The following is a 15338-nucleotide window of genomic DNA, read 5'->3' on the forward strand; positions in this document are numbered from 1 at the left end:
CACGACATAATTTAGGCTATGGGAATTATTAAATTTAGAAGTATCACAATTGAAGTGTCAGTAATTGCCTTATTGTTCATTGCATTTAGCGCATGTGAACCTGAGGAAATCCCCAAACCCAAACCCAATATCATAGTGTTCATGGTAGATGATATGGGGTGGCAAGATACCTCTGTGCCTTTTTGGTATAAGCAGACGCCGTTCAATGAAAGCTATCAAACCCCTAATATGCAGCGTTTGGCGGCTGACGGAATTGCCTTTACCCAAGCATATGCTACGGCCGTTTGTTCTCCCACCCGCGTAAGTTTAATGACCGGAATGAATGCGGCGCGCCATCGGGTCACCAATTGGACCCTACATAAAGACAGCCTTCAACCTATGGAGAAAAATCATCCAACCCTGGAGTTTCCCCATTGGAACGTGAACGGAATGAGTCCTGTTACTGGGGATTCCCTAGCCGTTTATGCAACGCCACTCCCCAAGTTATTGAATGAAGCGGGGTATTATACTGTTCATACGGGTAAGGCTCATTTCGGGGCCATAGGCACGCCTGGGGAAAATCCGTTAAACCTAGGTTTTGAGGTGAATATTGCCGGACATGCGGCGGGGGCACCGGAAAGTTATCTGGGTACCGAGAATTTTGGTAATGGTAAGGAAGGCAAGGAAATTTGGGCCGTTCCAGGATTGGAAAAATACCAAGGTAAAAATATTCATTTAAGTGAAGTATTGACTTTTGAGGCATTATCGGCCATCGATTCCGTAGTGACTACCCAACAACCTTTTTTCCTCTATATGGCCCATTATGCTGTGCACACCCCAATAATGCCCGATGACCGATTTGTACAGAAATATCTTGAAAAAGGAATGGATTCCATCGAAGCCAACTATGCCTCTATGATCGAGGGAATGGATAAGAGTCTGGGTGATATCATGGATTATTTGGCGGATAAGAAAATAGCGGAGAATACGATTATCCTTTTTATGTCAGACAACGGTGGGTTGAGCGCTCATGCACGGGGTGGAGAGCCTAATACCCATAATAAACCGCTAGCAAGTGGTAAAGGTTCGGTATATGAGGGAGGAATCCGGGTACCCATGTTGGTCAAATGGCCAGGAAAGATCGCTCCGAATACGCAATCAGAGAACTACGTGATTATTGAGGATTTCTACCCAACTATAGTGGAGATGGCCGGGTTGGAAACCGTTGAAACCGTTCAAACCATCGATGGTAAGAGTTTTGTGCCTTTGCTTATGGAAGAAGAGATAGAAGCGGGAGTGCCAAATGCTCCCAAAGAGGAAGTACGCCCTTTATTCTGGCATTACCCCAACGAATGGGGACCCGAAGGACCAGGTATAGGAGCTTCAAGCGCTGTAAGAAAAGGGGATTGGAAATTCATTTATTTTCATGCCGATAGACGTATGGAATTGTATAACCTGCGGTTGGATATTGGGGAAACCAACAATTTGGTGGCACAACAATCCGATAAAGTGCAGGAGCTGGCAAGGGTACTGACAGATCATTTGAAAACGGTAAAGGCCCAAATGCCTATAGATAGGATTACTGGGAAGCAGGTGGAATATCCTGTGGATATTTTAAGTTCGAATACTGTTAAATCAGAAGAATAAAACAAGTTCTATTTTCTTCTAGTTTATTGTAATCAGATTCATAAAAACATATCAAGTAGGAGTGAGGTCCCAAAAAGTCATTCTGGTGTATTGGCAACTTTTGGCCTATCATTGACGTAATTGTGTAGCTTCTTGAAATATATTTCACTAGTTTTTGACAATATCCACTTGTCGTAGATCATCCTAAATGTCACTTCGAGTGGTTTTTGACGAGCGCAGCGTGGTCAAAAATTGTATCGAGAAGCCATACCAATTGTATACCAAATCGTAAATTGAATAATACTTTACTATTTGATTCTACCTACCTGTTACGAATAGCCCTAAATGTCACTTCGAGTGGTTTTTGACAAGCGCAGCGTGGTCAAAAATTGTATCGAGAAGTCTTTATGGTCATTTAGTAAATCGTAAATTGAAGCCATGAAACGAGCAAACAATATTAATTTTTTGCGTACCATCTAAATAATAATCCCAAATGTCACTTCGAGTGGTTTTTGACAAGCGCAGCGCGGTCAAAAATTGTATCGAGAAGTCTTTATGGTCATTTAGTAAATCGTAAATTGAAAGCATGAAAATCTACTACGTCTATATCTTGGAATGCGCTGACAAAACGTACTACACTGGGATAACATCCAACCTTACCAAACGATTGGAATCACATCAATGGGGAACTTATAAAGGGAGTTATACGAGTACCAGGAGACCAGTTAAATTGGTTTTCCATTGTGAGTTTACCGATCCGAATATAGCCATTGAATCCGAAAAGCAAATCAAGAAATGGTCACGGGAGAAGAAAAAGGCATTGATTGCTGGGAAGAATGATACATTGCCTAATCTGTCCAAGAAAAAATTCAGGGAGTGAGGCTTCTCGATACAGATTTTCTCGTACCTCGAAAATCCACTAACATGGACGTAATTGATTAACATACTGAAAAAGAGTCGAATACTTTATTACATTAAATCAATCTTAAATGTCAGTTCGAGTGGTTTTTCCTTTAAGTGAAACGCAAAGGAAAAATTGTATCGAGAACCATTGGTATGTGAAAGCTTCTCGATACGGATTTTCTCGTACCTCGAAAATCCACTAACATGGACGTAATTGATTTACATACTGAAAAAGAGTCGAATACTTTATTACATTAAATCAATCTTAAATGTCAGTTCGAGTGGTTTTTCCTTTAAGTGAAACGCAAAGGAAAAATTGTATCGAGAACCATTGGTATGTGAAAGCTTCTCGATACGGATTTTCTCGTACCTCGAAAATCCACTAACATGGACGTAATTGTTTGACATACTGAAAAAGAGTCGAATACTTTATTACATTAAATCAATCTTAAATGTCAGTTCGAGTGGTTTTTCCTTTAAGTGAAACGCAAAGAAAAAATTGTATCGAGAACCATTGGTATGTGAAAGCTTCTCGATACAAATTTTCTCGTGCCTCGAAAATTCACTCGAAGTGACACATTCATACATCGGTCTTAATCGTTTTTCATATGCACATAGAGGTTCCCTGCCAAGTCCATTTGGACTATGTGCTTAAATCGATTTGGAAGATCAACTACAAAGAGCACTAAGATTTACATAGGGCACACAAAGGTTTTATTCGAAATGCTTTTGTTAAATTCGTCGTAAAATCATATGTATCTAAAATGAGAAATTCTACCCTGGTCATTTTTATGTTTATAGCAAACGTATTCTGCTTCGCCCAAGAAACTAAAAAAGATTGGTTACTTAACAATTCGGACTATACCGCTGAAATTGTTCAGCACGGAAACGACCTTATTTTAAGGAACGGACTTGTAAGCCGCACCCTTAGGATTGAACCCAATGTGGCCACTATCGAATTTAGAAATTCAACAACAGGTGAATCTATGCTGAGAAGTATAAAGCCCGAGGCTGAGGTTTCAATCAACGATAAAACCTATGCCGTCGGAGGTCTGTTTGGATTGAAGGAACACGGTTATCTTTTGGAAGAATGGATCGATGGACTTGCGGCGGATTCCGCTTCATTCAAATATGACACCCATACAATTGAAGATATAAAACCTAAATTAAATTGGAACAGCGCTAAAAGATATCACACGGCAGCACCCTCTGTGCCAAAGGGCAAAGCTTTGATCCTTCAATTTAAACATCATTCAAGAGAACTCAAAGACATTATTGTAAACGTTCATTATGAAATATATGATGGTATTCCGCTGTTATCGAAATGGATAAGTTTGGAAAACAATACCAATAAACCCATACAGATCTCAGGGTTCAAAAGTGAGATATTGGCATTTCCTGAAACGGAAAACTATGTGGAAACCCCAAAAAGATGGCGTCGTCCAAATATGCATGTCGAAAGTGACTATTCTTTTGGTGGCTTCACCTCAGGGGAATCCGAAACGTCTATATTTTGGGAGCAAGACCCTGAATATACCTCCCAAGTAAATTGGTTATTGCAAACGGAATGTTTATTGACAAGCACCCTAAAAGTTGGTCCTGCCGTAGCATTGGATCCAAAATCCACCTTTACAAGTTTTCGAACCTATGAATTGTTGCAAGATGGTTCGGACCGAGAGCGAAACTCGTTGGCCATTCGAAGAATGTATCGATTATTAGCGCCTTGGGCAACGGAAAACCCCATTTTTATGCATTTAACGACCACCGATCCCAAAAAGGTGAAAACGGCCATAGACCAATGTGTGGCCACGGGGTACGAAATGGTCATTTTGAGTTTTGGCAGCGGATTAAATATGGAGGATAATTCTACCGGGAATATCGAAAAATTCAAAAAACTGGCCGACTATGCCCATGCCAATGGAATAGAATTGGGCGGGTACTCACTTTTCTCCAGTCGAAAGATCGATGATTCGGTAGACGTAATCGATAAGGACACAGGGAAACCAGGGGGTGCCAAATTCGGGAATGCGCCTTGTTTGGCATCCGAATGGGGACATTCCTATCTAGAAAAATTGAAATATTTTCTCGAAAAAACAGGATTTGATCTTTTAGAGCATGATGGACCGTATCCAGGGGATTATTGCGCGTCTACCACCCACAAATACCATAAAGGTTATGAAGATTCCCAATGGGTACAATGGAATATTACCAAGGACTTTTATCACTGGCTCAAAAAAAAGGATATTTACTTGAATGCCCCTGATTTCTATTATTTGCAAGGTTCTAATAAATGTGGTATCGGGTATCGGGAAGTAAATTGGTCATTGCCCAGGGACCAGCAGATCATATTAGGCAGGCAGAATATTTATGACGGCACTTGGGAAAAAACACCTTCAATGGCTTGGACTTTCGTTCCCTTGACGGAATATCATGGGGGCGGAGCGGCCGCAACTCTGGAACCATTGAACGAACACCTCGATTCGTATGAGGCCCACATGGCACAAAACTATGGTTCAGGCGTACAGGCCTGCTATAGGGGCCCGCGGCTCTATGATACCGATACGACCAAATCCTTAGTACTTGAACAAATTGCACATTATAAGAAATACAGGGATATTCTGAATTCGGATATCATCCATTTACGAAGACCGAATGGTCGTACCTGGGATGGGTTTATGCACGTAAATCCGCAATTGGAGGAAAAGGCGTTTGTTATGTTTTTTAATCCAACATCTAAAAACATTGAGGAAAAAATTGAAGTCCCCTTATACTATACGGGTTTAGACGATACGGCCCTCATTTCGGAAAAAGGAGGGAACCCTATAACCTCAAAATTGAACCGGAAATACGGATCGGAAATCAAGGTTCGTATACCAGCTAATGGCTATACCTGGTTTGTTGTAAAATAATGGAAGTTTAAATAAAGATCAGCATGAAAAATAAAGTAGGTATTTACGGCATCGTTTTACTTCTCTTGGTCGGTTGCAAGGTGATGACACCTGAAGAACCGATTCCGACCCTATTGGTGCAAAAGGAAAATAGGCCAAAGAAAGCTTGGAAATTGGTATGGCAGGATGAATTTGAAACCAAGGAATTGGACACAACGAAATGGACACGCATACCCCCCAACAATGCGGATTGGGGTAATTATATGACCAGTGACGACCAGTGCTATGAAATTACTGATGGGCTGATGTACCTCAAAGGAATCAAAAACAACGATACCCTTAAGGATCCAAGGCCCTATTTAACAGGGGGTATTTATACCAAAGGAAAATTAGCCTTTCAATATGGTAAAATAGAAATTCGGGCCAAATTGGAGAGTGCCCAAGGGGCTTGGCCCGCTATTTGGATGCTTTCGGAGCAAAAAAAATATGGGGACTACCCGAGAAATGGGGAAATTGATATCATGGAACATTTGAATTATGATTCCATCATCTATCAAACGACCCATTCGTACTATACTTTGGAACTTAAACAAAAAGAGAATCCACCGTATTATACCACCGTGCCATGTGATACGGAACAATTCAATACGTTTGGTCTAGAGTGGTATCCCGATAGGTTGGTGTATACCTTAAACGACAAGGAATCCTATACCTATCCAAGAATGGAAGGGGTAGATCCATCACAATGGCCTTTCGATCAACCTTTTTACCTGCTCATAGACCAGCAGTTGGGAGGATCTTGGGTAGGGGAAGTAGACCCCAAGGACTTACCGGTTCAGATGATCATCGATTGGGTAAAACTATATCAATGAGTATCTTTAAGGTGAAAATCAAAAAAGCTCCTTCCCTTGGTCAAGGGAAGGTGGCCCTGACGATAACGTTAGGGTCGGAAGGGTAGAAAATGTCTAGAAGAATACATAACAACAAAGATACAGTAGCGTATCGTAAGGAACTGAGAAATAAGCTTACCCCTGCAGAGGCTTTTTTGTGGAATCACTTGAAAAACAGACAGCTGGAAGGTAGAAAATTCAGAAGACAGCACAGTATAGAAAAATTTATAGTTGATTTTTACTGTTATGAAGAACAACTTATAATTGAATTGGATGGAGAGGTTCATAATGAGCCTAAGCAGGTGGCTTATGATGATAGAAGGACAAAAAGATTGGAAAAATTGGGAAATAGGGTGTTACGATTTGAGAATAAAATGGTTTATGATAACCTTGGCTCAGTAATACAAGAAATTAAAGAGAACTTTAAAAATTCAACCACCTCGTCTTCGCCTTTGGCGAATCCACTCCTCCTAAATCCAGGAGGAGAGTTTTAGAGGGGAACGCTCCTTTCCTTGATTAGGGAAGGTGGCCCTGACGATAGCGTCAGGGTCGGAAGGGTTGAATTATGGATTACAAAACATGGAATATGAAAAAATTTAGGATTGTAATTTTAATGCTTTTGGTCCTCCTACAAGCCTGCAATAAGACAACATCCCCAGAACCTATTAAGCCCCTGCCTTATGAACGACAGTTGGCTTGGCATGGACTGGAATATTACGCGTTTGTGCATTTCAATATGAATACCTTCACCAATATGGAATGGGGTACCGGTGCCGAAAAACCGGAGCAATTCAATCCATCGAATCTTGATACGCGACAATGGGCCAAAGTGGCCAAAGAGGCGGGTATGAAGGGTATTATCCTAACAGCCAAACACCACGATGGCTTTTGTTTATGGCCTACCCAGACCACAGAACACTCTGTAAAAAATTCGCCATGGAAAGAAGGTAAAGGAGATGTTCTGAAAGATCTTTCGGAAGCCTGTAAGGAATATGGACTCAAATTCGGGGTATATCTTTCCCCTTGGGATAGAAACCATAAGGACTATGGCCAACCCGAGTATGTGGCCGTCTTTCATGAACAATTGAGGGAATTGCTGACCAATTATGGTGAGGTCTTCGAGGTGTGGTTCGATGGGGCCAATGGTGGTTCTGGATATTATGGAGGTGCCAACGAAACCCGAAAAATTGACAATAGAACCTATTATGAATGGGATACGGCCGTTGATATTGTACGTGAATTACAACCCAATGCCGTGATTTTTAGTGATGGGGGTCCTGATATCCGATGGGTAGGCAATGAGGAAGGATGGGCCAACGAGACCAATTGGAGCATCATGCGCAGAAATGAAATCTATCCCGGATGGCCACGCTATGTGGAGTTGCGATCCGGCCATGAAGATGGCACCCATTGGTTACCGGCAGAGGTCGATGTTTCCATTCGTCCAGGATGGTATTATCATCCAGGTGAGGACCATCAGGTAAAGACCCTGCCGCAGCTATTGGATATTTATTATCACTCCGTAGGTAGAAATGCATCCTTATTATTGAATCTTCCTGTCGATAATCGAGGGTTGGTCCATGAAAAAGATCAAGAACAATTGATGGCCTTACGCAAACAATTGGACTTGGATTTTGGGACCAAACTGGCCCAAAACCGTAAAGTAACGGCCACAAATGAACGCGGTGATGATTTGGCATACAAAGCGATTAATGTCAATGATGGTAATCCAGAGACCTATTGGGCTACGAACGATACGGTTACCAGAGCGGCTTTGGTATTTGAATTTGAAGCTCCCACCGAGGTAAATAGGATCCTGTTACAGGAATATATACCCCTTGGGCAACGCATAAAGAATTTTATCATCTCAGCCGAGATCGATGGCAAATGGCATGAAATAGATGGACAAACCACGATAGGCTACAAGCGCATCCTAAGATTCAAAACGGTCAAAGCCGATAAGATCAAGGTGCATATCATGGATTCCAAGGGCCCCATTGCCCTATCGAATATTGAATTGTACAGGGCTCCTAATTTATTGGTAACCCCACGTATTCAGCGATCAAAGGAAGGCATGGTACGCCTGTCTGTCCCTGATAAACAAGTGGAGGTCTATTATACCTTGGATGGGAACGAGCCAACGACATCCTCGATCAAATATGAAAGACCCATTCTAATCAACACACCCACAACATTGAAATGTTTCGCCTATGACCCTAAAACAATGGCAAGCACTGAAGTGTCGACAAAGAAGTTTGATATCGCCAAAACCAACTGGAAAATTTTGCATACCACCACGGGGAATATGGTCGAAGCCAACAAATTGATCGATGATAACCCCAAAACCTTTTGGGCCACGGAGAAAGGGGTCACCACCATACAGGAAGTGGTCATCGACCTGGGCAAGACGTATTCGCTTAAAGGGTTCACGTATTGGCCAATGCAAGAACGTTTTCCTTTTGGGATCATCACCAATTTCGAGTTTTATGTAAGCACGGATGACCGTAATTGGGAAAGGGTAGTTAGGGGCGAATTCGCCAATATCGTCAACAGTCGTATTGAACAAAAAATAACGTTTAAACCGACCAAAGGCAGGTATATTAAATTAAGGGGGATTAAGGTGGCCAGTGATGATTATCAAACGTCTTTTGGTGAGATCGGGGTACTGACCAAATAGTACCCAAACCGGATTTAAGTATGAAACGAAGGGAGTTTATAAATAGGATGGGTCTTGGGGCGACCATGGCGGTTTGGCCTACCACCCTACTTTCGTTTACCCCTTCGAATTCAGTAAAAGGGGCAACCGGAGTGTTGAATTTCGGGATCGTGGCCGATGTGCACAAAGACCTAATGCCCGATGCGAATGCTCGATTGGAAAAGTTCATTGACGAAGCGATTGACAGAAAAGTCGATTTCATCATCCAATTAGGGGATTTCTGTATGGCCGATGTGAAGAATATGGACTTCCTGGATATATGGAACACCTACAAAGGGCCAAAATACCATGTGTTGGGCAACCATGATATGGATCGAAATTCAAAACCGGAAATGCTCGATTTCTGGGGAATGCCAAAAACCTATTATTCCTATGATTTTAAAGGATTCCATTTTATCGTGTTGGATGCCAATTTTTTATATGAGGATGGCAAATTTACAGATTATAATAAGTCCAACTTCTATGTGGATAGTAGTCTCCGAACCTTTATCAATGACGAACAGATCGAATGGTTCAGGGCCGATTTGGAAGCCACGAAGTTGCCGACCATTGTTTTTTCACACCAAAGCCTTTGGCACTACCAATGGGGCGTTAAAAATCGTTTGACGTTGCAAATAATCATGGAAGCCCACAAAGCAAAGGTGATATGTTGTATGAATGGGCACAACCATATCGACTTTCACCATCATCAAAACGGGATTGATTATATAGAGATCAACAGTATGTCGTACCAATGGATGGAGGACAAATACAAAAACACGGACCGTTATCCCAAAGAAATGTATGCATCCTATAAATGGTTGCCCAATTTAGCCACCTATAAAGATCCCTTATATGCGTTTGCATGTCTGGATCCAAGAGGGAGTATGGTCATAGAAGGAGTCGAAAGCGAATGGATAGCCCCATCGCCCTTTGAGTTGGGAATGCCCCAAGGAATTTTGGGGTCTGAATACTCTGCCCGTATTTCTGATTATGATTTGAGGTTTTGATATTGAGTGAAGGAAAAGAGGCGGTCTAAAAACCGAATACAAGTCGTCGTTACGATTGCCCTATAGATTTCGAATATTGGTTTGTAGTATTGACCATTATTTTTTGGTCATCGGGAAGGTCTTCCAAAGAACCCTTGAAAACCTTATATCCAAGACTATTAATATAGCTGTGCTTTCCCATAGACTGAATAAATCTCTTTTTATATCATGAGTTTAGGGAGAAGGATTCTCAAACTTTGAACTAAAATATATTTTGGTTAAGATAACCCATTCCGCAGGGTTTTGTCAAATTCATAATTCATTGAGGCCTACAGCCCATCTATAATTCATGGATTAATTCTACATTCTTTACAATACTATATAACCCGCTACATACATGTAAAAAAAATCAGTTGTTATAATTTAGTACTAATACGCCTTTTCATGCCCTTTAAAAACATGTATTATCGTTTTCCAAAAGATATAGAGATCTAACCATATCGACCATTTCTCCACATAAAAGATATCTAAACGTACCCGATTTAGAATATCGGCGGATTTTTCTATTTCCCCTCTATACCCTTTAATCTGGGCTAAGCCCGTTATGCCGGGTTTTACAAAATGCCGTACCATATATTTATCAACGGAGGTTTCATAGTCCCAAGTTTGTAGTGTCATATGTGGCCTTGGACCTACCACGCTCATATCTCCTAAAAAGACATTAAAAAATTGGGGAAGTTCATCAATACTGGTCCTACGCATAAACTTACCGATGCGTGTAATACGAGCATCGTTTTTGAGGGTCATTTTTAAATGTGAAGAATCGTTATTATGCATCGACCTAAACTTATAGCACCAGAACATTTGACGCCTAAGTCCATGCCGTTCTTGCTTAAAATATAATGGGCCGGGCGACTCCAATTTTATTAACACATATAATATGGGAGTCAACCAGGATAGCACTAGGATTATAAACAATGTTGATACAACCAAGTCGAATAATCGCTTCACAATACGCGCGAATGCAGTGTCTAAGGGAACTTTTCTTAAATTAAGAACAGGAATATTTTCGTAAGTCTCAATAGACATGGCCCGAGAAAATATTTCCTTGTTATCTAATATAATGTTGAATTTAATTAAATTGTTATCTGCAAAATCTATCAAATTCTTGAGTTGTAGGCGGTTGAATTTTGAGGCAACGCAATAGATCTCCTCAATATTGTTTTCTAGAATGTACAGAAAACAATCTTCAATCTTTCCTAAATAAGTAAGGCTAGGGGAATATTGGTCATCAAAGTAACCATGGTAGCGGTATCCAAAATAAGGCTTGTCAAAGACTTTTCTAATTTTTTTAAGATTGGCATCCCTTCCGATAACTACCAATGAAATGGAGTTACCCCCTAATGCCCTGTACTTATTTCGCAACCAAAAGAAAAACATCCTGTAGCAGGTCAGAATTAGATATATCAGCAATAAAACAAATACCTGAAATTTTAGGGAATTAATTAGGGTGCCAGTAAAACCAAAAAGGGCAAAATATGCCAAGCCGAATATCAGATATAACTGAAACATCTTCTTGATTTTGGTTAAGAACGTCTCTTTTCTTTCAGTCGAATAATAGCCTAGTGCAAGGGTGATCAGCACCCAGGTAAGATTATAATAAACAATATGGAACCAATTAAGATAAGTCTCAGGCGTAAGCACATACAGAATACCATTAATAAGCCCCAAGTTGACCATTAATGATATGGGAATTATCCAAATAGAATTCTTGAATCTTTTCATTTATTCATTGAATATTTCCGCTTTATTTTCAGAAACAAAAATAGGTTCTAAAAACTTAGGGTGCGAAGAATTAGCCTTACGGAGATTTATTAAATAGACCAATTAGGATAAATCCCATAGTAAACTTTTCTCGCTTTAATGAGATCTTAAAAATGTAATATTCCTGATATTACGGGGGTTTAAGAAAAGAACTGTTCAAATATAACGTACTAAGTATAATCTTTCAAAAAAAAACGTTGAACTACTTGATGTTTATGACAAAATTTTTAAACCATAATAATCTTTGGCAAAAGCGATAGCTTAAGCAGCAAGTATTAGTAGAATAAATCGATTTAAGATCGATCTTTTCAATAGATATATTAAATTGTCATCTTAATTTTTTTTATGCGTTCGCCTATTTATTATTCGCTTCTAGTATTTGGAATAATTACAGTTCTCTATTTCAGTTGGTTAGCCGGTCCAACACTTGGGTTAAGCGGTGTACTTCCATAATGGATTGCCAATTGGGCATATGATCAGGAAAATGATACAATTAGAACTGCTGTGCCTTTTATTTTTTTAAGTGTTTTAATAGGAATACAGCTTCTACTTAAAAAAGCACCTTTAAATTCGTGGTTTGTTGGATATATAGCCTTACTTTTTTTACTCTTCCTGGCAGAACTAGGTCAACTTTTTTTACCACATCGTAGTTTCGATTGGAAAGATATTTCTTGGGGAGTAGCTGCGTCTACCATGGGTTTAATTGCTATGTACGACATAAGTAAATTGTAGAACTAAAATTGAATAATTGAAAAACCTTCTGATAATTGGCCTGAAATTGGTTAGTTCCCCTTTCGATTATATTGTGGTTCAAACTCGTTCTTTTTATTAGGCAATGACTTTTGGCTGCATTTAAACGAATAAAAAAAGATAATTGGAATAAATATAATATATTGCAAACCAATTATTTAACTTATTTCAAAATATAATTTCCTCCTATTATGGGGAAATTAGCATTAAGGACGAAAAGAGAGAATAAGAGCCTTTAACCAACCTATGACCTATATTCTAGACTTATTTTCCGACCTTTATTTTTTGGGTTTGCTTTCCATGCTTGTGGCATTTTTACTATCGATAAGAATGTTCGCCTTGACAATCTATTTTATACGGACAAAGAATCTTAAGTCTGAACCGATAGATCGCAGGAAGTATACCCTAAAAACAACTTTCCTTGGAAGTGCTGGCTTATTTGCCACTTTTTCATTGGTACTGGTGATATTTGGTATATACGCTGGTTTAGACCTACTGGATTTAGCCAAACTTATATCCTTATCGTTTACCATTGTATTGTTATTTTGGGGATTACGAATCACTTTAAATGGGCTTATAGGGCGATACAATGAATTAAGCGTCGATAAAGAGGTAATAAGCAAAGTGTCTTTACAAAAAACCATTCAGTCTTCCATAGTTAGTAAAGTAAAATCCACCACTGACAATGACATCCCAATAGGAAGTTTACAGGAAAGAGCAGTGAGGTTTACTGAGGAAAGGGCAGCGAAGTTTACTGAGGAAAGTCATTTTCTGAGACGAAGGAAAATTGCTAAAGGATATGCAGAAGAATTTAAAAAAATCACTGCACAATCTTCCAATAGTTCTATAGAAGAAGAGTCTTCCGCTCATAATGATAGCCCGATCTTAAGTTTACCGGCAAGTACAGAAAGGCTAGCCAAGGCAAAAAAATCGAAGTTTAGAAGAGGTGTTGCCAAAGGATTTAAGGAAGTTGGAAAACAAACCGAACTGCATTAGTCAATCAACCTCTACTATACCATTCAACAAAATTATTCCCTATTGATGTAAAAGCAACTATTTTTGCACGAGCATATATATTTATAATTAATATTTAGAAAAGAAAGGAGTTGAAATAGAAAACACGTAATGGGGAATTACCTTACTTCGTTTCTATCAAGACGATGGCGTTGGTTATGGTTTTTTGGCTTTGTCGTATACCCAGACTTTAAATAACGGGCGTCCGTTATCCATATTGGGAATTTTAGAATAAGAGTGCGTTGTTTACCGGCTAAATAAAGTGACTTTAGTATCCTTTTTGCCAAGAGGGGTACGCTGCATTTTTTCTTTAAATAATTGGGCATAGGCCAATTGGTTCCTCGCGATGTTTTCAAGTTCGGCAGGGGAATGACCCGTATAGGTATTGGCCTTCACTTTCCTCTCCTGAACGGTATCTTTAGGGTCGGTATCGCTTTTTGCAAATTTGATACCTAGTTCGGCTAGTAGGCGTTCCAAAGCAAGAAAAGACGATTTTTGGAGTTTTTTTGACTTTTTATCGGCCGTGTGGTTTTTCTTGGATGAAAATAGGGTAGCGAACATAGATGTGCGATTTGGGATCGTCTATTAATAACGCAGGCTTTGGTGTATTTAGTATCTATTATCGGTTCTTAATATCAGAAAAAACTTACAATACTTAACTATTTTTATGAAAAATCTTCTTTATTCCATGACATCCATGAAATACGTATACATAAGAAGGTTTGAAAACCATTCAATTACAGGTAAATTTTATGGCGATGGTCTTGCTATCGGTTGCTGATTATCGTAATTAATATATAATCAACAATTTTATCCTATTTTTAAAGTGAATAAATACATTATTTGATCGTTATGTTATTAATTTAATGTTTATTAGTAATGTGTGTATGAATTGGTATGTCTTATATGTAAAACCGAAATCTGAAAAGAAGGTGGCCGAAATGCTGCAAAAAATGCAGATTGAGGTGTATTGCCCTTTGATTAAGGAAGTTCGTCAATGGAGTGATCGTAAGAAGACCATAGAAAACGTCTTGTTTAAATCCTATGTATTTGTGCGTTTAACGGATCGGGAGCGCCATAGGGTATTTGGGGTGCCAGGTGTGGTCCGATATCTTTTTTGGTTAGGAAAACCGGCAATTGTCAGGGACGAGGAAATACAGACCATTGAAAAATGGTTGAACGATGATGATATTGCCGACATCAGCCTTTCCAAATTGATTCCCGGGGATGAATTGTACATAAAAAATGGTATTTTAAAGGACCAAAAAGCCATCATTCAAAAGGTTGGCAAAAAACGCATACGATTGGTCATACCCGGTCTGGGGGTTGTACTTAATGCAAGAATCAAGGATGTGGTTTAAGAGACTTGCACTGAAGGGTATTCATGACATGCCTTTATATCCACTAAAGCGATCTTCGATTGCTTTTTGGCTGTTTTTCAGCAACATACATACATACTGTTACGATAAAAAGCCATCATAAAAGGCAAAATATTGCGATTTATAATAGATAATTGCTTATGCTTTCCTTAATTTGGCCATTGAAAACGGGGAATACATCCCTAGGCTATTTTTTTATCGTTCAATAACCATTGGCAATATCATAAAGTTGGGTAGCGGTTACTGGCATATGTTCATTTTGCGAACCCGTATATCAATAACCTCGTAATACTTGACCGATTTTTTAAAAAAACATTGCGACCTAAAAAAAAGCCTTTTATTTTCGTCTAAATTTTGTAGGGGATATTCTAAGCCTTACAAGCACAGAATGCCGGGTCAAC

11 protein-coding genes are annotated in these 15338 nt (G+C 39.4%); 9 read left to right on the forward strand and 2 right to left on the reverse strand.

Annotated elements, in window-relative coordinates; genetic code table 11:
- The first annotated feature begins 18 nt into the window (after positions 1-18).
- The 7 genes from HPE63_RS08760 (at position 19) to HPE63_RS08790 (ending at position 9991) form a co-directional block, all read left to right on the forward strand.
- Positions 19-1626 carry a sulfatase gene (locus tag HPE63_RS08760; protein WP_188313895.1) on the forward strand — a complete coding sequence of 536 codons (1608 nt, stop codon included), beginning with the start codon at positions 19-21 and terminating at the stop codon, positions 1624-1626.
- A 565-nt stretch (positions 1627-2191) separates the two neighbouring features.
- On the forward strand, positions 2192-2485 hold the full coding sequence (locus tag HPE63_RS08765; protein ID WP_188313896.1) for a GIY-YIG nuclease family protein: 294 nt from the start codon (positions 2192-2194) through the stop codon (positions 2483-2485).
- Positions 2486-3272: 787 nt separating this feature from the next.
- On the forward strand, positions 3273-5417 hold the full coding sequence (locus tag HPE63_RS08770; protein WP_188313897.1) for an alpha-galactosidase: 2145 nt from the start codon (positions 3273-3275) through the stop codon (positions 5415-5417).
- 23 nt (positions 5418-5440) lie between these two features.
- Entirely contained in the window at positions 5441-6268 is an 828-nt protein-coding gene (locus HPE63_RS08775) for a glycoside hydrolase family 16 protein (RefSeq protein ID WP_188313898.1), read from the forward strand.
- An 89-nt stretch (positions 6269-6357) separates the two neighbouring features.
- The gene (locus HPE63_RS08780) at positions 6358-6780 is read left to right on the forward strand and encodes an endonuclease domain-containing protein (protein WP_188313899.1); all 423 of its coding nucleotides are present in this window, start codon (positions 6358-6360) and stop codon (positions 6778-6780) included.
- Positions 6781-6872: 92 nt separating this feature from the next.
- A complete protein-coding gene (locus HPE63_RS08785) occupies positions 6873-8963 on the forward strand; it encodes an alpha-L-fucosidase (protein ID WP_188313900.1) in 2091 nt (696 codons plus the stop codon).
- A 20-nt stretch (positions 8964-8983) separates the two neighbouring features.
- The gene (locus HPE63_RS08790; protein WP_188313901.1) at positions 8984-9991 is read left to right on the forward strand and encodes a metallophosphoesterase family protein; all 1008 of its coding nucleotides are present in this window, start codon (positions 8984-8986) and stop codon (positions 9989-9991) included.
- A 408-nt stretch (positions 9992-10399) separates the two neighbouring features.
- On the opposite strand, the gene HPE63_RS08795 is transcribed toward HPE63_RS08790, so the two are convergent.
- On the reverse strand, positions 10400-11755 hold the full coding sequence (locus HPE63_RS08795; RefSeq protein WP_188313902.1) for an exopolysaccharide biosynthesis polyprenyl glycosylphosphotransferase: 1356 nt from the start codon (positions 11753-11755) through the stop codon (positions 10400-10402).
- Between the two features lie 1035 nt (positions 11756-12790).
- Between HPE63_RS08795 and HPE63_RS08800 the strand changes: the two genes are divergently transcribed.
- Positions 12791-13540, forward strand: coding sequence for a hypothetical protein (locus HPE63_RS08800; protein ID WP_188313903.1), 750 nt, complete (start codon positions 12791-12793; stop codon positions 13538-13540).
- A gap of 264 nt (positions 13541-13804) precedes the next feature.
- On the opposite strand, the gene HPE63_RS08805 is transcribed toward HPE63_RS08800, so the two are convergent.
- Positions 13805-14119 (reverse strand): hypothetical protein, encoded by a 315-nt coding sequence (locus HPE63_RS08805; protein WP_188313904.1) that lies wholly within the window; start codon positions 14117-14119, stop codon positions 13805-13807.
- 326 nt (positions 14120-14445) lie between these two features.
- Between HPE63_RS08805 and HPE63_RS08810 the strand changes: the two genes are divergently transcribed.
- Positions 14446-14919 (forward strand): UpxY family transcription antiterminator, encoded by a 474-nt coding sequence (locus HPE63_RS08810; RefSeq protein WP_188313905.1) that lies wholly within the window; start codon positions 14446-14448, stop codon positions 14917-14919.
- Positions 14920-15338 lie beyond the last annotated feature (419 nt).

It is taken from the genome of Maribacter arenosus (assembly GCF_014610845.1).
GTDB lineage: Bacteria > Bacteroidota > Bacteroidia > Flavobacteriales > Flavobacteriaceae > Maribacter_A > Maribacter_A arenosus.

Coding starts and splice junctions, on each gene's coding strand:
- HPE63_RS08760 (WP_188313895.1), top strand. CDS start 19: ATGGGAATTATTAAATTTAGAAGTATCACAATTGAAGTGTCAGTAATT.
- HPE63_RS08765 (WP_188313896.1), top strand. CDS start 2,192: ATGAAAATCTACTACGTCTATATCTTGGAATGCGCTGACAAAACGTAC.
- HPE63_RS08770 (WP_188313897.1), top strand. CDS start 3,273: ATGAGAAATTCTACCCTGGTCATTTTTATGTTTATAGCAAACGTATTC.
- HPE63_RS08775 (WP_188313898.1), top strand. CDS start 5,441: ATGAAAAATAAAGTAGGTATTTACGGCATCGTTTTACTTCTCTTGGTC.
- HPE63_RS08780 (WP_188313899.1), top strand. CDS start 6,358: ATGTCTAGAAGAATACATAACAACAAAGATACAGTAGCGTATCGTAAG.
- HPE63_RS08785 (WP_188313900.1), top strand. CDS start 6,873: ATGAAAAAATTTAGGATTGTAATTTTAATGCTTTTGGTCCTCCTACAA.
- HPE63_RS08790 (WP_188313901.1), top strand. CDS start 8,984: ATGAAACGAAGGGAGTTTATAAATAGGATGGGTCTTGGGGCGACCATG.
- HPE63_RS08795 (WP_188313902.1), bottom strand. CDS start 11,755: ATGAAAAGATTCAAGAATTCTATTTGGATAATTCCCATATCATTAATG.
- HPE63_RS08800 (WP_188313903.1), top strand. CDS start 12,791: ATGACCTATATTCTAGACTTATTTTCCGACCTTTATTTTTTGGGTTTG.
- HPE63_RS08805 (WP_188313904.1), bottom strand. CDS start 14,119: ATGTTCGCTACCCTATTTTCATCCAAGAAAAACCACACGGCCGATAAA.
- HPE63_RS08810 (WP_188313905.1), top strand. CDS start 14,446: ATGAATTGGTATGTCTTATATGTAAAACCGAAATCTGAAAAGAAGGTG.